This is a genomic window from Streptomyces sp. NPDC017943 (genome assembly GCF_044328425.1).
GTDB lineage: Bacteria > Actinomycetota > Actinomycetes > Streptomycetales > Streptomycetaceae > Streptomyces > Streptomyces djakartensis_A.
Genome location: NZ_JBIRHH010000014.1, coordinates 16,333 through 35,128, shown reverse-complemented (window position 1 = coordinate 35,128; position 18,796 = coordinate 16,333). Strand labels below are relative to the sequence as shown.

15 protein-coding genes are annotated in these 18,796 nt (G+C 71.1%); 6 read left to right on the top strand and 9 right to left on the bottom strand.

What is annotated here, in order from left to right; translation table 11 throughout:
* Position 1 precedes the first annotated feature (1 nt).
* The 6 genes from ACH4C6_RS32305 to ACH4C6_RS32280 are packed head-to-tail and all read right to left on the bottom strand — an operon-like array spanning position 2 to position 7,693.
* The gene (locus ACH4C6_RS32305; protein ID WP_398112215.1) at positions 2–2,797 is read right to left on the bottom strand and encodes a hypothetical protein; all 2,796 of its coding nucleotides are present in this window, start codon (positions 2,795–2,797) and stop codon (positions 2–4) included.
* A gap of 1 nt (position 2,798) precedes the next feature.
* Positions 2,799–3,155 (bottom strand): hypothetical protein, encoded by a 357-nt coding sequence (locus tag ACH4C6_RS32300; RefSeq protein WP_398112214.1) that lies wholly within the window; start codon positions 3,153–3,155, stop codon positions 2,799–2,801.
* Positions 3,155–5,845 (bottom strand): ATP-binding protein, encoded by a 2,691-nt coding sequence (locus tag ACH4C6_RS32295; protein WP_398112213.1) that lies wholly within the window; start codon positions 5,843–5,845, stop codon positions 3,155–3,157. Before ACH4C6_RS32295 ends, ACH4C6_RS32300 begins: the two co-directional genes overlap by 1 nt.
* Complete coding sequence (locus ACH4C6_RS32290) at positions 5,842–6,423, bottom strand: hypothetical protein (protein ID WP_398112212.1); 582 nt, start codon at positions 6,421–6,423, stop codon at positions 5,842–5,844. Before ACH4C6_RS32290 ends, ACH4C6_RS32295 begins: the two co-directional genes overlap by 4 nt.
* Complete coding sequence (locus tag ACH4C6_RS32285; protein ID WP_376330546.1) at positions 6,420–6,761, bottom strand: hypothetical protein; 342 nt, start codon at positions 6,759–6,761, stop codon at positions 6,420–6,422. Before ACH4C6_RS32285 ends, ACH4C6_RS32290 begins: the two co-directional genes overlap by 4 nt.
* On the bottom strand, positions 6,758–7,693 hold the full coding sequence (locus tag ACH4C6_RS32280) for a conjugal transfer protein (protein ID WP_398112211.1): 936 nt from the start codon (positions 7,691–7,693) through the stop codon (positions 6,758–6,760). The genes ACH4C6_RS32285 and ACH4C6_RS32280 overlap by 4 nt, the downstream gene beginning before the upstream one ends.
* 707 nt (positions 7,694–8,400) lie before the next feature.
* Here ACH4C6_RS32280 and ACH4C6_RS32275 point away from each other — a divergent pair.
* A complete protein-coding gene (locus tag ACH4C6_RS32275; protein WP_398112210.1) occupies positions 8,401–9,819 on the top strand; it encodes a hypothetical protein in 1,419 nt (472 codons plus the stop codon).
* Positions 9,816–11,261 (top strand): hypothetical protein, encoded by a 1,446-nt coding sequence (locus ACH4C6_RS32270; protein ID WP_398112209.1) that lies wholly within the window; start codon positions 9,816–9,818, stop codon positions 11,259–11,261. Before ACH4C6_RS32275 ends, ACH4C6_RS32270 begins: the two co-directional genes overlap by 4 nt.
* Before the next feature lie 282 nt (positions 11,262–11,543).
* Here ACH4C6_RS32270 and ACH4C6_RS32265 read toward each other — a convergent pair whose 3' ends face one another.
* The 3 genes from ACH4C6_RS32265 to ACH4C6_RS32255 form a co-directional block, all read right to left on the bottom strand.
* Complete coding sequence (locus ACH4C6_RS32265) at positions 11,544–12,797, bottom strand: DNA cytosine methyltransferase (protein WP_398112208.1); 1,254 nt, start codon at positions 12,795–12,797, stop codon at positions 11,544–11,546.
* Position 12,798: 1 nt separating this feature from the next.
* Positions 12,799–13,893 carry a phosphoadenosine phosphosulfate reductase gene (locus tag ACH4C6_RS32260; protein ID WP_398112207.1) on the bottom strand — a complete coding sequence of 365 codons (1,095 nt, stop codon included), beginning with the start codon at positions 13,891–13,893 and terminating at the stop codon, positions 12,799–12,801.
* 170 nt (positions 13,894–14,063) lie between these two features.
* Entirely contained in the window at positions 14,064–15,062 is a 999-nt protein-coding gene (locus tag ACH4C6_RS32255; RefSeq protein ID WP_398112206.1) for a hypothetical protein, read from the bottom strand.
* Between the two features lie 502 nt (positions 15,063–15,564).
* Here ACH4C6_RS32255 and ACH4C6_RS32250 point away from each other — a divergent pair.
* Genes ACH4C6_RS32250 through ACH4C6_RS32235 form a run of 4 tightly spaced genes read left to right on the top strand, consistent with a single transcriptional unit; the run spans position 15,565 to position 18,634 of the window.
* Positions 15,565–15,714 carry a hypothetical protein gene (locus ACH4C6_RS32250; protein ID WP_266478272.1) on the top strand — a complete coding sequence of 50 codons (150 nt, stop codon included), beginning with the start codon at positions 15,565–15,567 and terminating at the stop codon, positions 15,712–15,714.
* 19 nt (positions 15,715–15,733) lie between these two features.
* Complete coding sequence (locus ACH4C6_RS32245; RefSeq protein ID WP_398112205.1) at positions 15,734–16,906, top strand: cupin domain-containing protein; 1,173 nt, start codon at positions 15,734–15,736, stop codon at positions 16,904–16,906.
* On the top strand, positions 16,903–17,814 hold the full coding sequence (locus ACH4C6_RS32240) for an aldo/keto reductase (RefSeq protein WP_398112204.1): 912 nt from the start codon (positions 16,903–16,905) through the stop codon (positions 17,812–17,814). The genes ACH4C6_RS32245 and ACH4C6_RS32240 overlap by 4 nt, the downstream gene beginning before the upstream one ends.
* A 19-nt stretch (positions 17,815–17,833) precedes the next feature.
* On the top strand, positions 17,834–18,634 hold the full coding sequence (locus ACH4C6_RS32235; RefSeq protein WP_398112202.1) for a hypothetical protein: 801 nt from the start codon (positions 17,834–17,836) through the stop codon (positions 18,632–18,634).
* Positions 18,635–18,796 lie beyond the last annotated feature (162 nt).

The following is an 18,796-nucleotide window of genomic DNA, read 5'->3' as shown; positions in this document are numbered from 1 at the left end:
CTCACTCGTCCTCACCGTCCTCCGGCTGCCGGGCCCGCTCCTGACGAAGGCGCTCTGCGTCGGGCGCGGTCCTGCGCATCAGCGCCTGGAACCGGGCGCGGGCCTCGTCACGGGTGCCGCTGCGAGCCCCGCCCCCTCCGGGGAAGACCGGCCTGGACCTGTCCGGTGCCGGGCGGGCCGGACGCCGGAGCCCACCGCCTCCAAGCCGCGTCGGGGACGTCGGCGGGGCGCTCGGCCGGGGACTGGCTGCAGCCGTGGTCGGAGATGCGGGCGCGCTGGCCCGCGGCGAGGCCGGCCGCGTGCGGCCCGGGGAACCGGAAAAACCGGTCGGACGCGGAGCCGGTGCCGGACGGGCCGGCAGACGACGGCTGACGACGGGTCCGGGCCCGCCGCTGTCGTCCGTGTGCTCCCGCAGGACACGGGACACATGACGGCCCGTGTCGGCCCAGGCCCGGCCGTCCTCGCGGACCGTGTTGCCCCAGACCCGCACCTGCTGGCGGGCGTCCTGGGAGTAGCGCGAGCCTCCCGACCGGGTCCGGCGGACGCCTGCCGGCAGACCGACCGTCGCCCCATACGTGGTCCGGCCACCGCGATTGAGGATGCGGTACCCGCGGAAGCGGACCAGCCGGTTGTGGGCGCGGGTGGACAGCAGGGTGCGGTCGGTGTTCTGGTCGTGCAGCACCTGACCGGAGTTGCGGTCAACGACCTGGCCCTGTTCGTTGCGGTAGCGGTCGGGCGGGCCCGAGGGCCGACGCGGACCCGTGCCGCCTGAACCGTCGCCGCCCTCCGACGGGCTACCGCCCGCGTTCGGGTAGCCGTCGGCGGTGGGCTTGCGCCACTTGGCCAACTGCTCATTGTCCGGTCGCTTCCCGATCAGCAGCCAGTGCGCGCCCTTCGCACCGAGTTGTGCGCCCAGCCCGCCCACGGCGGCGGCCGCGGTGAGCGGGGCGAGACCACGCCCGGCTTCGGCGGTGGCATCGGCGAGGATGCGGCCGGTGTCCACCGGCATGCCCGCGCCGTCGACGAGGGAGGAGAATGCGCCCATCAGCCGCTGGCGGGTGCCGAGCATCCCGTACCGGCCGCCTCCACCTCCGGTGAAGGCGCGCAGACCACCGCCGTAACCGCCCATCGCGGCTGGCGAGTTCATAGCGAGCGCGGCGCCGAGCTCGGAGGTGTCACCGGGCATGTGGGTGCCGCCCACCTTGGCGTAGCGCATCCGCATCGCCATGCGACGGCCGAAGGACGTGATGCCCACCAGCAGACGGCGGTGGCCGGCCGCACCAGCGATGGCGAGGACGTCGATCAGCAGGATGCGCTCGACCATCAGGTCGGGACCGTTGGTGATGGTGGCGTCGATGGCGATCCCAAAAAAGGGGATGAAGGCGCAGATTCCGACGACAGCGAGGCATGCGATGCCCCATAGGGACAGCCACTTCCAGACCGACTGGCGGGCGGGGCCGGGCAGCATGCCCGCGATGAAGGTGACGCCACCGGCGGCCGCCGCTGCGGCGCAGACGCCCTGGGTGCCGAGCAGGACGATCGCGCTGGACAGAAGCATGCCGCAGATGAACGCGGCGCCGATCAGCAACAGGAACGCGCCGCCGACCCGCCACCAAGTGGGCTCCTCGGCATAGGCAGCACACGCCTTGCCGACATCCCCGGCTCTCTTCATGTCGGCGAGGAAGGCAGCGAACTCCCTGTCCTCGTCGGTGACGATCGCGTTGGAGGCGTCCAGGAGCGCTCCGCCGGGCGTCAGCTCGGGCAGACCGCGGGGGGCGTCGTCGGTGTCGCGCTCGCAGTATTTCCTCGCCGGGCCCTTGATCCGGCTGCAGGCGTCCTTCTTTTCGTTCTGCTCTTCGCAGTACTTCCGGGCCGGTTTGGGGAGCTGGTCGCAATTCGCTTCGCCGTCCCCGTCACCGTCGAAGGCTTTGTATCCTCCGGAAACCCATTTCAGGTGAACGGCGTAGGCCTTGCGGTCGGACGCCTTGGCGGGGTCAAGGATGCGCCCGTACTCGAGCAACATGAATGGCTTGACGATCAGGGCATTGGTGACCGAGTCCTGGAGGGGGCGGGCCACGTCCTCTGCGGAGACAGGCGCTTCTTCTTCACGCTCCAGGCACTTGATCTCGGCATTGCCGGCCATGCCGTCGCACGGGCCCTTACTGGCGAGCTTGCCGCCCCAGTCGTATGAGTTGACGCTCTGCTGGGCGACCTCGGCGGCCACCTGCTGGGATTGCCCCAGCGGGCCGTCCTGGGCCAGTAGGGTGTCGGGGCGGATGAGAGCTGAGGCGGCGATCGCCCCGATGAGCAGGGTGAGGAAGATTTCGCCCAGACCACGGCCCAAGCGGCCGCGCACAATCATGAACCCGGCGAACACAAACGCCCAGGCCAGCAACAAGCCCTTCAACCCCAGGGTGTCGACCACCACGATGTCGTACGTGTCGGCGACCTTCTGTGCCGGGCGGGTGAGGATCTTCAGCAGCGGGAACCGGAAGGCAACCTCGATCGCCCACCCCGCAAGGCCCACCAAGAGACGGATCAGGGTGAACAGGCCCGAGAGGGCAAAGGCGAGGGACTGGGTCTTGAAGCTGACGATGGAACCGCCCTCGGCGTTCAGCTCGTACCCGTCGATGGGCACCCCCTCGGAGGAGGTGATGTTGAGCGGGGCGAGCAGGTCTCCAGTCTCACTGTTGCTGCTTGCCGCGTACACGACCTGGCTGTTCACCATGAGAAACACGCCGCTGAGCAGCACCACGAAGCCGGCCGAGCGCAGCGTCGCGCGGTCTGGACGGAACATTTCAGCGCCGCCTTTGCCCAGCAGGGCTCCGGAGCCGCCACATCACGAGGGCGGCCACCCCGGCACCGGCTGGCACGAGCCGCCAAGCCGCACCGGCAACACCCGGCTGCTCGGCGGAGGCGGTGGTCGTGGTGCCGCGCTCGCAGTACTCCTTGGCCGGACCCACGATCAGCGCGCACGGGTCCTGGTTCGTGGAATGGGCGTCGGCGGCGAAGGCCTGCCCCGTGTGCGGCCACCACGCCTGAGGCACACCCACCTCGACGGCCAGAACGAGCACGCCGACCACGACAGCGATCAACGTGAGGACACTCACGGCCGCGGCAAGGCGACGCGAGCGGACCCAGGTAGAAGAGGTCATCAGACGAGTTCCTTCGGACGGGACCCTGCGGCCTCACCGGCCAGCGGCTCAGGCACGGACGGCGAGGCAGCGCTCGCGCGACGTCCCGGTGTGGTCGTGATGGAGGTGGTGATGCGCTCGATGCGGGGGATGGAGACCTTGACCCGCCCGGTGTTCTGCCGCGGGCAGGTCAGAAGGAACTCGCCCTCCCGGCCCTTGCGTCCTACGGGGGACAAACCGGTGGTCACCAGCCGCAGCAACTCGCCGTCGCTCGGGTCGAGGCCCACGAACTCCAGACCACGGCGTGCACGTTCGCGGTCGGCGGTGCGGGCGAGCGCGCGGTAGGCCATCAGGCCGCGGTCGGGGCCGAGTTCCTCGGCGTCGTGGGAGGCGGCAAGGAGACCGGCACCGTGCTTGCGGCCGTCGTGGAGAATTTCGTGGACCAGCGCGGTGCCCTCGGCCGACGACGTCAGCCAGTACAGCTCGTCGGCGACCACGGCAGTGAACCGTTCGGGGTCCTCGAACGCGGTCTGCCGGGCGAGAGCGGCGATCAGGTAAAGCACCGCACGGCCGATCAATGCCTCCAGCGGCTGCTGGTGCAGAACCTCCGGGTTGTCGAACGCGGCCTTCGGCGGCAACTTCAGCCCCGACGTCGTGATCACGATCATGTCGGAGGTGCTGGACGCGTCCAGGCGTACCGGCGGCAGCGTGGGGTCGAAAACCATCCGTGCCAGGGAGTTGGTGGCGACCACGCGGACGAGTCCGGCGAGGGTGGCGGCTGCGTCCTGCCGTTTGCCCACCTCGCTCTTAGCCATCTCCTCGAGGACTACCAGCACGCGGTGCATGGACGGGGCCTCGCTGGCGGCGGCCTGCTCGACGGCGTGGTGCAGGACCTCCCCGTTGGTGCTCATCGGGCCGATCCCGAGCTGCAAAGTGAGGTAGGACAGGGCGTAGTGGCGGCCCTCAGGCCCGTCGAACATGCGCAGCGGGTCGATGGACACCTCAGCCTGGGCGGCGTCGATGATCTGGACGCGCCCCTTGGCCGCGGTGCGGGCAAAGGTCGCCCACTCGCGTACGGGGGTGCGGTCAATGCAGATGGCGCAGCCGCCGCGTGCCCACACCGCCTCCGCGATCAGCTTCTGCAGGACGCTCTTGCCCGCCCCGAGGTCCCCAACGATGCCCATGGACGCGGACGCGTCCACCTTGGGCGCATCCGCCACGTTGATCATGACGGGGCGGGTGGTGCCGCTGTCCAGGTCGATGCCGAGGAACATGCCGTTCGGGTCGCCGACCTCGGAGGCCGTGAAGGCCCCGCCGAGCGCCCAGTCTTCGGAGATCTGGTGCTGGGTGAACTCCCGCACGACACCCGGGCGTACGGTGCCGGGCAGGCCGAGCGCGAACAGGGCTTCTTGCAGGCCGGCCGGGCGCACGGCCCGGTAGTCGGCGCCGCCCAGCAGCGCCGCCAGGGCGCGGGCCCTCGCGTCGCACACGGCGGCGGTCGGCCCCCACACCGTCAGCACGGTCACGGACTGCACCTCAACCTCCACGCTGGTGCGCGACAGGCGGGCGTCCAGCTCGCCCAGATCACGGGCGGCTTCGGTCAGCGACGCCGGCATGCCGGTGGGGCGGGCGTCGTACTGGTCGGCCTGGTCGATGAGTTCGTTCTTCTTGCGCCGGACCTGGTCGCGGGCCTTCTCCGCCGGGACGAGGGTGAGGTCGACGGTGTAGTCGACGGGGAAGTCGAGAGTTTCCAGCTGGGCGAAGAGGTCGGCGGCGTCCTGGCTGACCGCGGGCGGGCACTCGGCCAGAGCGAGCTGCGCCTGGTAGCCCACCCCGGCGTCGGATTCGACCTGCAGCCAGCGCCGCCCGAGCGGCGAGCCGCTGTTCACCCGCCACCAGGCCTTCCGCCCGGACCGCGTGATCCGGCCGGAGCTTTTGAGGTCGTCGACGTCATCCAGGTCGGGGTCGATGCCGCCTTCCTGCAGGCGTACTTGGCCGAGGTCGGCGTAACTGGGGGAGCGCAGCACACCGTCACGCAGCTGCCCGCCGTACAGGTCGCTGGATTCGGCTTCCGTCAGCAGCGGCTCGGCCAGACCGCGGTGGAGGGCGTGCTGGATCATCCACACAATCTCCGCCGGGCGGGCCGGGCGGAAGGCGATGCCGCCGGCGAGCGCGGCCTCCACTCGGGAGGCCTGCTCGTGGTAGGCGGTCACCTCCCGTTGCGCCACGGGCGCCGGCCGCATGCCGAGCATCGGAGACATCTCCGCCCACGCCGCGCCGAAGGAGGCCGATACCTGAAGGCCGGTTGTCTCGGCCTGGAGCGGCACCACCAGCCACAGGGTGCGGTGGTGCATCTCCTGGTCGCCCAGCAGATCCAGGGTGGCCTCGACGTTCTCCACCCACGGATGCGGGCCGTCATCCGGTGCCGTGTCGGCCGGCTCGATGCCCTCGATCATCTTGAGGGCGATCTCGCCGGGGTCGACCTGCGCGCACAGCCCGAACAGCCGTGGCGCCCCGGACAGCGACCGCACCAAATGTGTGATCTTGGCGAGTTGTTCGTCACGGACCGCGGCGGGCACGTAGGTGCCCTGAACGGTCTCCTCGTGCTGCCCTTGTGCGTCCGGGCCCGGGTGCAGGCGGTAGCAGGCCCACACGCTGCCGTGCGTCGACCAGAGAAGGTGCCCGGCAATGTGACGGATTGGAACCCTCACCGCACACCTCCGCTCTGCTCGGCGAGCGCGAGCAGCTGCTGAACACCCGACATCGGCCCCACCGGCACCGCGGGAGCAGTCGGCCCCGTGCGGTGGCGCGTGGCCGAGCAGCTGGTGGCCGGGTTCGGGTGCGGCGCCCGGTCGATACGCGGCTGCACCGCAGGGGACGGTGCGGCGGCTATGGCGGAGACGGGCGCCTCCTCGATCGTGAAGCCGCCGAGCAGCGGGTGGGGCGAGCGGTCGCGGGCGGCGCGCCCACCGATCCGCCCTCCCTGGGGCTGCCAGAGGAGCAGCACCCAGCCCAGCGCCGCCTGCAGAGGGGCACGGCCCCGGATCTTCGGACGGCGGACCGCCCAGATCGACAGCAGCCAGGCCGCGATCGGAATCGGCCCCATCCACGACCACCAGCTGATCGTCTTGATGAGAAGGAAGCCGCCTCCGACGGCAACCGCGATCTGCGCGGGTGTGTATGGGCCGAGCGGGATCTTCCAGTCCGCGACCTTTCCCAGCACCCAGGGATGGCGACGGGCGGCGGTGTAGAAACGCCCCACCCGGCCCGTGGCCGCTGCGGCGCTCACAGCCAGCCTCCGACGCCAGGGGAGTGCTCTCGTACGACGGAGCCAGAACTGTCCACGATGCCGGGGACAGCGGGCGCGCCCTTGGCTGGGTTCTTGACCTCGTCCTCGAACATGTCCGAGAGGTCCTCGCGGGAGTTGTACAACCCCAGCGCGATGATCATCAGCAACAAGGCGCCGATCCCCGCCTTGAGGCTGAACTTCTGGATCATGATGACGACGACGAGCACGAGCAGACCGGCCTGCAGACCCTTGGTCGCCCAGTCCTTGAACATGTTGATCCAGCTGTCGCCAAGGTCGTCCAACTGACCGGCGAGGATCACGCTGTTCACCGCATTCACCGGGCACCCCCGTCTAGAGCCGTCCCGGACTCAAGAGCCGAGACTTCCCAACGGTTCGAGCGCGCCGTGAGCGCAAGCTCGTAACCCAGCGGCCACCGCCCGCCGGTGTCCCGGGCTTCCACCTGTGCATGGACTCGGACCTTCGTGCCGTCGGCCGGCACCTGCTCGGCGGCCGCGGCCTCCTCGACGGCGGACACCTGCTGCACCGTGACCGTCGTGTACGGGGCGGGGGAGACCGGCGACAGGCTCACACCGGGGGCGAGGTAGCGGTCCACCTCTCCGGCACCGGTCAGGTAGGCGGCGAGGAACTCTCCGACGGCCGCCGACAAATCACCCTCCGGGACACTCACGCCGTACGACGACTTCCGTACCTCGGCCCGGCCCGGGCCGGCCACCACACCGGGCGCACCGGTCACGGCGAACGAGGCGCCCGCGCGGTCGGCGGCCACCGGCACGGCGTAGTACCGCACCGCTCCGTCGGCGTACTGCGCAGCCACCGTCACCGACCACGCGCCGTCCGTGCGCTGCGCACTGCGCACCGCCGTCACCGACGCCGGCGTCGACTGCGCATCCGCAGCGGGGTCGGGCAGTTCGACGTCCGGCGCCATCGAGTGCGCAAGCCGCGCCTGCGCACTCGAGGCGTCGTCCGCGCTGCTGCGCAGCCACGCGTGGACGAACAGCTGCGCATAGCCGGCCGGATCGGCTGCCTGCGCCGTGGTGCGCACGGCGGCGGTGGGCTTGGACGGGGTGGCCGCCTCGACCGTGGTCGGGGTGGAGGTGATGGCAACGCCCAGAGCGATCGGGCCGGCCGCGATGACGGTCCAAACTGCCAGGCGCGACAGACGCACTCGGCGCCGCATCGCCTCCAGCCGGGCGCCTGCCGCCATTGGAGCAGCGGCCTCGCCTTCCGAGGCCTGCTTGCCAGGAGACATGGTCAAACTCCCAGGTCAGAACGAATGTTTCTGCCCTTGAGGAAACCTGCGGGACCCGACCCGACCACCAACCATGAACCCCCGACCACGGTCACGATGGGGACACGAAGTCCATGGTCGGGGCCATGGTCGGCCCGACCACAGGCCCGACCACGGGGCAGCCGCGAGCTGGGAACCGGCGCATCCTGTCCGCCACAAGCCCGCGACCGACGACGCCGCGGATGCCTTCCTGCCGCACTGCCACCGCACCCGCACACCAGTGCGCACATGATCGCCGTCAAGGACCGCGGCTGAGCCTGCACAGTGCGGCACTCGAACCTGCGCACGAGAAGATCAGGAAGCCTCGGGCGGACTGCACAACCGCTCCGCGCCACCCGACTGCGCACAACCCTCGACTGGTTGCGCAACTCCATTGCGCAACCGCCCGTCCGGAACTGCGCAACCGGACGGGGCACCCCGCACAGACCACTGCTGAAGGCGCGTGGTCGCCCCGACCATGAGCCCGACCACGGCAGCTAGACGGCTGCGTTGCCGGATCGTGACCGATGGTCGGGGCTGGTGGCCGTCAGCCTGGTCGGGGGCGGCTAGTGAGCTGACGACATGGAACACATGCACGCCCCAACGCCCAGGACCACCGGCCGCTCCACCTCGGCGAGCCAGGTGCGCCGCCGTGGCCACCGTGCTCGGCCGGCGCCAGGGGCACGGCGGTGACCCGCTTCGGGGCGGGGATCCGCCGGGGCGTGATGGCGGCCGATCAGTTCACCCAGGTTGCCAACGCGCTCTTCCGTGAATCCCAGTTGTCGTTCAAAGCGAAGGGAATCTTCGGGTACGTCAGTACCCACACCAACGGCTGGCAGGTGACGATCGCCGACCTAGTCCGTCTGGGTCCGGACGGACGGGAAGCGGTACGCACCGGGCTGAAGGAACTGGAGGCGCACGGCTACCTGATCCGTGAGCGCCTGCGCCGCCCCGACGGCACTCTCGGCGAGATCGTCTACTGCATCACCGACCGCCCGGCCACCCTGGACATCGCGCTGATCGAAGCCGACCTGGTGATCGCGCCGGCAGAAGTCGCGCACGCCGGCGGGTTCGGGGCGGGTGTCCGCCGGGGCGTGATGGCTTCCGATCAGTTCACCCAGATCGCCAACGGACTGTTCCGCACCGCCGAGCTGTCCTACAAGGCCAAGGGACTGTTCGGGCTGCTCTCCACGCACCGGGAGGGCTGGCGGATGACCGTCGCCGACATCGCCCGCCGCGGCCGCGATGGCGAGTCAGCCGTCAAGAGCGGGCTGAAGGAACTTGAGAAGCACGGCTTCCTCGTCCGGGAACGCGAGCGCGAGCGCGACGGCACCCTCGGCGCGGCCGCGTACTTCATCACCGATCTGCCCGCCTTGCAAAACGGCAGGTCACAACCAGAGTCGGGTTTCCCACCAGTGGATGACCCTACGTTGGCTGATCGGCCCACTAAGAACACCAACAGAAAGAAGACCACTCAGCAGAACACCAGACCCCTCCCTCCCGGCGGCCGCGCCGAGCGACCGCGCGGCGAAGCGCCGCCCACGCCACGGACGGCACCGGCGCCCGCGGACCTCGAACCGGGAGTCCGCCTGCTGCTGGCGATCGGCGCACAGCGCCCCGAGCTGCTGCTCACCGATCAGGTCCTCGCCGAGCAGGGGCGCACCGTCACCGCGATGCTGGACGCCGGCTGGACGCGCGAACAGCTTCAGCACGTCATCAGCGACCGCCCCCTGCCGAGCCCGGTCCGGACCACCGTCGGCGCGATCATCGCCGCCCGGCTACGCGCCGCCCAGGCCTACCCACCGCCCGCCACCGTGGCCACCCACCACGACGCGCCCGCGTGGGAGGACCCGCCGCCGCGCTCAACCACCTCCATCGCCGCCCGCACGGTGAGCGAGGCCCTGACCTACCGGGCCCTCGTCGAATGCGCCGGCTGCGGCGTGCCCGGAACCGCCCCCGGCGAAGACCTCTGCCCGACCTGCCTCGGGTGGCCGCCGTGCCGCACCTGCCCGGGACCGACTCCCCGCCGCGCCCACCCCGACGGCGACGGCCGCTGCACCACGTGCGCCTCCACGTTCATCGACCACCTGGAAGGAAGCACCCCGTGACGGACACGCTCCACACCCCGCCGCCGACCGCGGCCGCGCACCACCGACACCCCTTCATCCGTGACCCGGGCCGGTGGGAGAAAGAACGCTCCCACGCCGTGCGCACCGGCCACGTCCATGACGACACCTGCTCGGCCGTGTGCCAGCCAGTCCTCGTACACGAACGCACCTCCTGTGGCTGGCTCGCCTGGACCGTCCCCGCCGACGGCACGCTGCCTGAGCTCCCCCAGCAGATCGGGGTGCTTACCCCGGGCGCGACCCTTCCCCAGCGTCTGGCGCTGCGCTGGCTGACCAGACGCCCTGCCCAGCGCATCGCTCTGCACACCGTTCCCGGATCCCTGCGGTTCTCCGCAGCTGCCGTCGCGCTCGTCAGTCTGGTCGTCGGACTGTTCGCCATGCGCCACGGCGTCCCCGTCGATGTGGCGCTGCCGGCGATGCTGCTCGCTCCGCTCCTCGCCGAGCACCTGCCCGGCCGACTGGACGTGCGGGCCCGCGAGCACGTCCGCAGCGTCGAAGGCGACGGTGCCGTCCGCTACCTGCAGCGCCTCGCCGCCCTGCACACCTCCCTCGTCCAGGCCGCCGCGGGCAGCGACCACTACGAACTGCGCCGCTCGGCCGAGGTCGGTCACACCGTGCTGTGGGACGCCGCCGACATGCTCCAGACCCACGACACCCGCTCGGCCTCTGCCAGCCTCATCGGCCGTGAACGGCTGATGCTCCAACTCGCCGACCAGGTCGCACAGATCATCGAGCGCTCCGCCACCGAGGACGGTGCCGCCGATGCGGACCAGATGCGGGAGCCCGGGTGGCCACTGGGCCCGTACCCGCCGGGCGTCCGTCCGACCACACCTCGCCCCACACCCAGCACACCACCGCTGAAGGGAACCGTCCTAATGCCCCAGCCCGAGTCCAGCCCGGCCGTCCACACCCAGGACGTCTACTTGCTCTTCGCACACGAGCCGTACTACCCCGGCCCCGGAACCCAGGAGATCAACACCACCGTCGTCGCCGCCGACTCCCTGCTCCACCCGCAAGTGCTCCAGCCCGACGGCACCCAAATCCACGACCTTCTCACCCAAGGACGCCACCCCGGCGAGATCATCCCGCTGTCCACCCTCACCCATGAACTGAACGGCGGCGCCGACTGGCCGACCGTCGGCGACTGGGAGCACGTCACCACCGACCTGGTGCGGCTCGTTCGCTCCGGGGACTGCGATGCCCTCAGCCTCGGCCTGCCCGAGATCGCGCGCGCCCTCGTCTGCACCGGCCCGCACAGCCACGTGCGGGCATTCGACGCCGCAGCCGACGAGTTCATTGTCTACGGGGCCGCCGAGCGGGCCGCCGTGCTGGCCGAGATCGACGTGTTCCTTGCCGGCCTCGTGGCCGAACAAGGCCTTTGGCCCGGCGATGGCCTGCTCACCCCGCTAGTCCGACGCGTGTGAGCAGGCGAGGGACCACGGTGGCGCAAGGCGTACCGGCCGCAGAGCAACAAAGGGGAGTTGAGATGCTGATCGGATTCGAAACCAGGGCAGTGTGGGCAGACCTCCGCCGCCTGCTCCAACGACTGGCGCGGCAAGCCCGGAGGCACCAGCGGCTCGTGCGCTGACCGCCGCCGCTCCGTAAGGCCATGGACGGGCGGGAACACGAAACGGAGCCCCAGGCAACGCCTGGGGCTCCATAGCCTCGTGCCTGCCTGCAGTCGGCCTACTACGACGATCCTGCCATCACGACGGCAGGACTTTCAGTGTTTCCTGTGCTGCCCAGGTGGCGACAGTGACGGGCACGGCGTCGCCGACCTGGAGCTTCTGGTCGGGCTCCTCGCCGGCGAAGACGTGCTCCGTGGGGAAGCCCTGGGTGCGGGCGTTCTCCTTCACAGTCAGAGGGCGGTACTCGCACTCGTCGATGTCCATGTCGGGCGTGGGGCGCGCGAGGTAGTGGTGGGCGCCACCCTGCGCGGTGACGGTGCCGATCGGCACGTCGAGGGGAGTTGCGCCGCCGTGGTTGCGGCGCGTGACAATGAACGGCTTGCCGCCGAACAGTCTGTGGCCCTCCACCACAGCGGCACGGGCAGCAGGCGCGTACGCCTCGAACGCGTTGCGGTCCTGGCGGCCGTCGCCGAACCTGTGCCCGCGCACGCCCTCGTCGATGACGTCGCCGATGCCCCGGGTGACCGGCTCGACCCGCGCGTGGCAGCGCTGGGTCGGGCACACGTAGTAGTAAGACCGTTTCGCCTGGGAGGCGCCGCTCTTGGGAATCCGGCGCAGGTAGGCACCGATGCGACGGCCACGGCCGTTCTGGACGCCCGGCCAGTGCTGAATACCCCGGACCGGACCGCAGTTCGGGCAGATCGAGACGGGGCGGGGCAGCAGGTCGGGCACTTTGCCGAGGTCCTTACGAACCATCACCCACACGAGCCGATCGCGGTACTGAGGGACCGGGCCAAGGACGGTGCCGTCCGGCATCTCGACGGTGACGTGGGCGGAGTTCACGCACGCCAGCGTCACGTAGTAACCGTGGCGACCGAGGACGTCCCATACCCCCAGCCAGGCATCGAAGAGCCGCGGATTGCGGGTGAAGAACCCGGGCACATTCTCACCCACGTAGGCCAGCGGCTCATGGACGTCGACGTATCGGATGGGCTCCCACGCGGTCATACGCGTCTGCTCCCACCGGCTGGGCTTCCCCTGCGTTCCATCGCCGACGTCGAACTCCAACTGCACACGGGCCCTGCTATTGCCGCCAGCAGGAGTGGCTTCCCGGCAGATCGGCGAGCCGACCAGGACATCCGCGTGGGGCAGGGTGCGCATGTCGATCGTCTGAATCGCTGCTTCCCGCGTGTAGATGTCCGGGACGTTGGCGCGGGCGGTCTTGATGGCCCACGGATTGTGGTTGGCGCCGAAGCGGGGGGTGTATCCGGCGTTCATGAAGCCGCGGCCGTCGCCCCAGCCGCCGCTGAACAGATGGCCAGAGGTGTACACGTCACGCCTCCTGGTCCGCAGCCGTGGTGGGGTTCCCTGTCGTGCAGCCGTCGCAGCTGCCGGGCAGGGCGTCCGCTGGGGCGCCGGGGCGGACGTAACGAGCCCGCTTGGCGGGCTTCTTCAGTGCGGCCTCGACGGCGTTCGTCAGAGCCTCGAACTCGGGTCCTTCGTCCTCGATGACCACCCCCGGATCGGGAGCTCCGGGGCGGTCGGCCCGCTCGATCAACTCGGCCATGCTGGTGTTGGGGTTGAAGGGGACACCCCGCACCCGCTCGACGAGGGCGTACAGATCTGCCAGTCGCGGCCGGCGCTTCACGGCGAGCAGCAGGTCCCGCTGAGAGGCGAGGACGCACAGCGAGCAGGAGCAGCGGCTGGATCCCTTCCAATCTCCCGCGCCCGGGTGGGAGTCGTAGCACCACTGGTGAGCAAGACCCTGCGCGTCGGTCCAGTCTTTGACCTCCTGAGTGGTCACCTGATGGGCGGGAGACCACTCGTGTACGACACGGGCCGTGTTGTCCGTCGTCGTACGGAACGCAGGCCGCTTCTTGCGATCCGGGCTCTCATCCGCCCTGATCCCCAGGACGTTCGCGCAGACCACCGGACGGCCAAGCTGCTTCTTGCGGGCCCGGACCATGGAGCTGAAGGCGCCATAGATGAGGCCGGTCTTCCAGTCACTGCGGCAGGGGAGCACACCCTTCCACGGCCAGTCACCGCGCTCGGCGATGTAGGTCAACAGGTCGTACGGGACGCGCTCGCCCTCCAGATCACGAGCCCGCCGGACCTCGATGTGCCGCTCGGGAGGGACGCCCAGAGCCCGGCTGTGAAGGGCCGCCAGTTCGCTGCTGCCGGGGTAGCGGACGCCGCCGACCGTGACGGCAGGCCACTCCAGCGGACCGAGACTGGCATGGATGGTGTAGACCCGGTCCTCGACGCCGGCGGCGCGCGCAGCGTCCAGAGCCAGAGCGGCGGCGCGGGGACCGTCCTTCCCGCCCGAGAGATTGAGGATGTAGATGTCGACCTCGTCCGGGACGAGGGCGGTCATGGGGTCGGTTCCCTCTTCGGTGGTGAACAGACCGAGCTGCAGGCTGCTGCTCATGTGCGACGTCTCCTGGTGAGCTGAGTTGGTGACCTGTGGGCTGGGCGTTGCCGCGCCCGGCCACAGAGACTTCAGAGTGGTGACCGTTCCAGGGTGCCGCTGGAACGTAAAATTAATTATACACCCTTTCAACCCCGGACGGAAGTCCGGGGCCTTCGTCGCTTCATGGTTCAGGCCGCCAGGACCTCGCGCAGCTCACGCACGGCGGCCTCCTCGTGATGCTGGGCGGGGATCGACTGGTAGAGGTCGAGCGCACGGCGGCGCACGAGCCCGGTGCGGTAGGCGTCCGGGAGGCCGGACAGGACGGCGACGGTGCGCTCGCATGCCTGCTCGGTGTCGCCGTCGTGGTGGATGCAGGTGGCTGCGTCGATGGTCAGCAGGGCGCGGGTCATGGTGCTGGTCGGCGCGGAGAGCTGGAGCGCCCGCTGCTGGCTTTCGCGGGCTCGCCGGGTGTCGCCGAGCGCGGTGAGCGCATGGGACAGGTGGACGTGGTGCTTCTGCTCGCCGTGGGTGAGCCAGGTGTCGGCCCGCGCGCCGGCGTCGAGCCGTTCCATGAACGTGTCGGCGGCCGCGAGTGCGCGGCGGGCCTGCTCGGGCCGGTGGGACAGGGCGTAGGCCCGGGAGGCGACGGCGGCGGCCAACGTGGCTGCGGCGGTCGGTTGGCCCCCGGCGACCTGGCGGGCCTGCTCGGCGATGGCGGCCGCCGTCTTCGGGGCTCCGTAGTTGAGCGGCACCATCGCCTCCCGGGCCAGCACCCAGGCGTGCAACTGCCGGTCGCCGGACTCCTTCGCGGCGGCGGCTGCGGTGGCGAACCAGCCGCGAGCCTCCTTCCGCAGCCCGATGTCGTGCAGCACCACGGCCACCATGCCGGCCATCTGCCCGGCGGTACGGCAGACCCGCATCCGCGTGGCGACGGGCTGCGGGCTGGCCAGATAGGACTGGAGGTCGGCGAAGTCGCCGACCAGATCCTGAAGGAACCGGGTCGGGGGCTGGCCGTGGTAGCCGTAGCCGTAGGTCTCGGCGGCCGCTTCCAGGTCGGACAGAGCGGCCGGGGCGCTGTCGGCGGCGAGCGCCATGTCCACCGAACGGCGGGTGTCGGTCAGGGCGGCGAGCGCCGTTCCGGTGAGACCGGCGGCGAGCCCGCCGCGCAGCAGTTGGCGGCGGTTCATGGGGTCGTCTCCATCGTCGGACTCCGGGAGGGACGTCGGGGAGCTGTACTCCCAGGGTCGCGCAGCAAGGCCGAGAAGGGCACCGGGAACCCGAAGTGCGTCCGCAACGCGCTCGATCGTGTCAAGGGCGGTCACCGACGCGTCGCCCCTCGCAACCTTGGAGACCCGCTCGGGCTTCATGCCGCAGGCCTCGCCGATCCGGTAGTAGCTCACCCCTGCCCGGTGAGCCATGGCGAACACGACCGTGAAGTCACGGGCACAAAGGGCTTGGGTGAACGCCGGATCGCGCAGAAGACGGTCCGGAACCTGAGCTGGTGACGGCGCTAAGTCGTCCACAAGTCCCCCTCAGCTCGCACAGCGTGACGGAGCGTCGGCGCAGACGATACCCCCACGGTGGGGGCCCCATGCTGCGGGTTACCGGCCGCGTTGGTGGCGAGTTCACTGGCGGAGCCCTGGCCGAGCCGAAAGGCGACGGCCGCCCATCGAAGTGGAGGAGGACTCCATGCCGGTTCCCATCCCGCCCCCGTCCGCGCCGGACCCGACGTCCGGCGGCCTGGTGCGCTCCCGGACGCTGATCACCGCCGCCCGGGCGCGGACCGCTTCCGCCGAGTCGGACGGCGGCGGCACCGGCCGCAGCGACGGCAACGACTGACGGAACGGACTGCCACGCGATGACGACGACGTCGATCGCGGAGTGCCTGGGCGAGGACTTCCTCGCCCAGGCACTGCACCGCGACTACCGCCACTTCCCCGCCGCCGTGGACGTTGCCGGGCTGATGACCTGGGACGACCTCAACAAGCTGCTCGCCACGCAGCGGCTGGAGCCGCCCCGGATGCGGCTGCACCAGGGCGGTCCGCCCCTGCACGTCGGCGACTACACCGAGCCGGTCACCACTCGCCGGCACACGGTGTGGCGTCGGCTGCGACCCGCCGACCTGCACGCCCGCCTCGCCGACGGCGCCTCCCTCGTCCTGGACTCCGTGGACGAGATGCACCGCCCGCTCGCCCGCCTCGCCGAGGACATCGAACGCGTCCTGCGGACCCGCATCCAAGCCAACCTGTACGCCTCCTGGACGAGCACCGAGGGCTTCGGCGTCCACTGGGACGACCACGACACCATCGTCGTCCAGCTCGACGGCAGCAAGCACTGGCGCCTGTACGGCACCACCCGCCCGTACCCCCTCTACCGCGACACCGCCCAACCCGCCGAGCCGCCCGAGGGACCCGTCGCCGACCTGGTGCTGCACGCGGGCGACGTCCTCTACGTGCCGCGCGGCATCTGGCACGCGGTCACCGCAGACCAGGGCGCCCGCTCCTTGCACGTCACCTGCGGGCTCCAGACCCACACGGCCACCGACCTGGTCGCGTGGGCGTGCGAGCAGCTCCTCGACCACGAGGAATGGCGCCGCGACCTGCCCCGCCTCGCCGCCCCTGCCGAGCAGGCGGAAGCCCTGCACGGCCTGCGCAAGCTGTTGGCCGAACGGCTCGCCGACCCGCACCTGATCAGCCGCTACACCAAGGCCATGGACGGCCGGGCCCCCGGCCGGATGGTGCCGAGCCTGCCGTACGTCGGCCCCGTCCCCGCCGACGGCGACCTGCGGGTGCGGCTGACGACCGCCCGAGCGGTGCTGGAGGTCTCCGACGACGCGGTGACGCTGGCGGCCGCCGACAACGCGTACGAGTTCGCCCCGGCCGCCGAGCCGGTGCTGCGGCCGCTGGTCGACGGCCAGACTGTCGCCCTGGCCACCCTCGCGGCCGCCGCCGACCTGGACGTGGCGGCCGTCGCCGGGCTCGTCCAGGAACTCGTCACCGGTCAGGCCGCCGTCGTGGGGAACCTGCTGTGACGGCACGGATCGCCCTCGGGACCTACCGGTGCCGGGACATCGCCGAGGCGGCCGCGTACGCGGCCGCCTCCGGTGCCCAGTGGATCGACACCGCCCCCAACTACGGCACCGGCCGGGCACAGTTCGCGCTGGCCGGTGTGCTGACGGCCCACCCGCACGTCCGGGTGTCCACCAAGGTCGGCTACTTCACCGCGGCGACCGGCGGCGCCGCCACCGTCGCCGGAGTGCTGACCGCCGACGAGGCGGTGACCGGCCACAGCCTCGCGCCCGACTACGTGCGCTGGCAGGTCGCGCGCAACCGGCTCGAACTGCGCCGTCCCCGCCTCGACCTGGTCCTGCTGCACAACCCCGAGCGCGCCTACCGGGGCGACCGGGCCGCGCTGTACCGCACGCTGCGGGAAGCCTTCGCCGTGCTGGAGGAGGAGGTGGCGGCCGGACGCGTCGGCGGATACGGGGTGGCCACATGGAACGGCTTCGCGGACGGGGCGTTCTCGGTGCCGCTGCTGGCGGCCCTGGCCACCGAGGCGGCCGGCGGCGCCCGGCACCACCTGACGGCCGTGCAACTGCCGGTGAGCCTGGTCAGCCTGACGCCCATCGAGCAGGCGCTGGACGGGCGCGGCCCGCTACGGGACGCGGCCAGCACCGGGCTGCGTGTGATGGCGTCCGCACCGCTGCACGGCGGCGAGCTGGTGGAGATGGTCGGCAAGGAGCTGGTCGACCTCATCCGCCCGGGCCTGACACCCGCTCAGGCCTGCCTGCTGGCCGTGGCGTCATGCCCAGGGGTGACGAACGTCCTCGTGTCCGCCTCCAGTGCGTCACACTGGCAGCAGGCGGCCGACGCGCTCGCCGAGCCCCCCTTGGACATCGCCCGACTACGGGAGATCACTGGTGTACTCGCCTCCGCCTGACCCGGCCGTAGAGCAGCGCATGCGCGCCCACCACCACCGCGCGGCCAAGGCCCTGACCGCGACGGTCGAAGAGGGCGGCGAGTTCTGGGGATGGGCCGGGCGCACCCTGGGTGCCCCGGCCCGCACCGCCGCCGGCGTACCCGCATGGCTACGCCTGGCGGCCGTGCCGGAGGACAAGGCCTCCGGGAAGCTGTGGGAGGGCGCATGGTCCGCCCAGCACACGCTGGGCGGCCTCGACGGGCGCCGCCCGGCGCTGATCGGCCTGCACGACGTGACCGAGGACGGCATCGCCTACCGGGCAGAGCTGTCGATCCGCGTCGGCGAACCGGTCCTCTCCAGCGACCCGATCCTCCACCAGGACCTCGACCTGCCCGGCCAGTGGTGGACGGACCTCGCGCAGACGCTCCAGAAGCTCGCGGCGGCCGCCACCGACCGCACCGCCGTCCGCACCCAGTACATGCAGCGGGCCATCCCCCAGTTCGTGGGCGTCCCGGCCCCGCAGGCGCCCTACTGGAGCACGGCCCACGCAGACCTGCACTGGGCCAACCTCACCAACCCGCTGCGCATCCTCGACTGGGAAGGCTGGGGCGCCGCGCCAGTCGGGTTCGACGCTGCGATGCTCTACGCCTACTCCCTGCGCTGCCCGGCCACCGCCGCCCGCGTCCGCGCGACCTTCCCCACCCTCGGCGGCCCGGAGGCACTCGCCGCCGAGGCGACCGTGTGCGCCATGCTGCTCCAGACCGTCGACCGCGGCGACAACCTCGTCCTGGGCGACCCGCTGCGGCAGTGGGCGCGGGAGATCCGAGACCGCTGCCCGTGACGTGGCGGACTGCACCCGCGCTCCCACGGTGGCGTGGTCTATCTGGCCAGATAACCCGCGGCTCCTCGGGCACCGGCGGGAGCAGCGGGACAGCGGCTGCCCCCGATCCGCTGTCTCGCTGCCCCTGCATCTAGAATCGAACTTGTGACCGAGCAGCATTCC

Bases quoted from the DNA above. Each gene is read 5' to 3' on its own strand.
- ACH4C6_RS32305 (WP_398112215.1), bottom strand. From the start codon at position 2,797: ATGTTCCGTCCAGACCGCGCGACGCTGCGCTCGGCCGGCTTCGTGGTG.
- ACH4C6_RS32300 (WP_398112214.1), bottom strand. From the start codon at position 3,155: ATGACCTCTTCTACCTGGGTCCGCTCGCGTCGCCTTGCCGCGGCCGTG.
- ACH4C6_RS32280 (WP_398112211.1), bottom strand. From the start codon at position 7,693: ATGTCTCCTGGCAAGCAGGCCTCGGAAGGCGAGGCCGCTGCTCCAATG.
- ACH4C6_RS32260 (WP_398112207.1), bottom strand. From the start codon at position 13,893: ATGAGCAGCAGCCTGCAGCTCGGTCTGTTCACCACCGAAGAGGGAACC.
- ACH4C6_RS32255 (WP_398112206.1), bottom strand. From the start codon at position 15,062: ATGAACCGCCGCCAACTGCTGCGCGGCGGGCTCGCCGCCGGTCTCACC.
- ACH4C6_RS32250 (WP_266478272.1), top strand. From the start codon at position 15,565: ATGCCGGTTCCCATCCCGCCCCCGTCCGCGCCGGACCCGACGTCCGGC.
- ACH4C6_RS32245 (WP_398112205.1), top strand. From the start codon at position 15,734: ATGACGACGACGTCGATCGCGGAGTGCCTGGGCGAGGACTTCCTCGCC.
- ACH4C6_RS32235 (WP_398112202.1), top strand. From the start codon at position 17,834: ATGCGCGCCCACCACCACCGCGCGGCCAAGGCCCTGACCGCGACGGTC.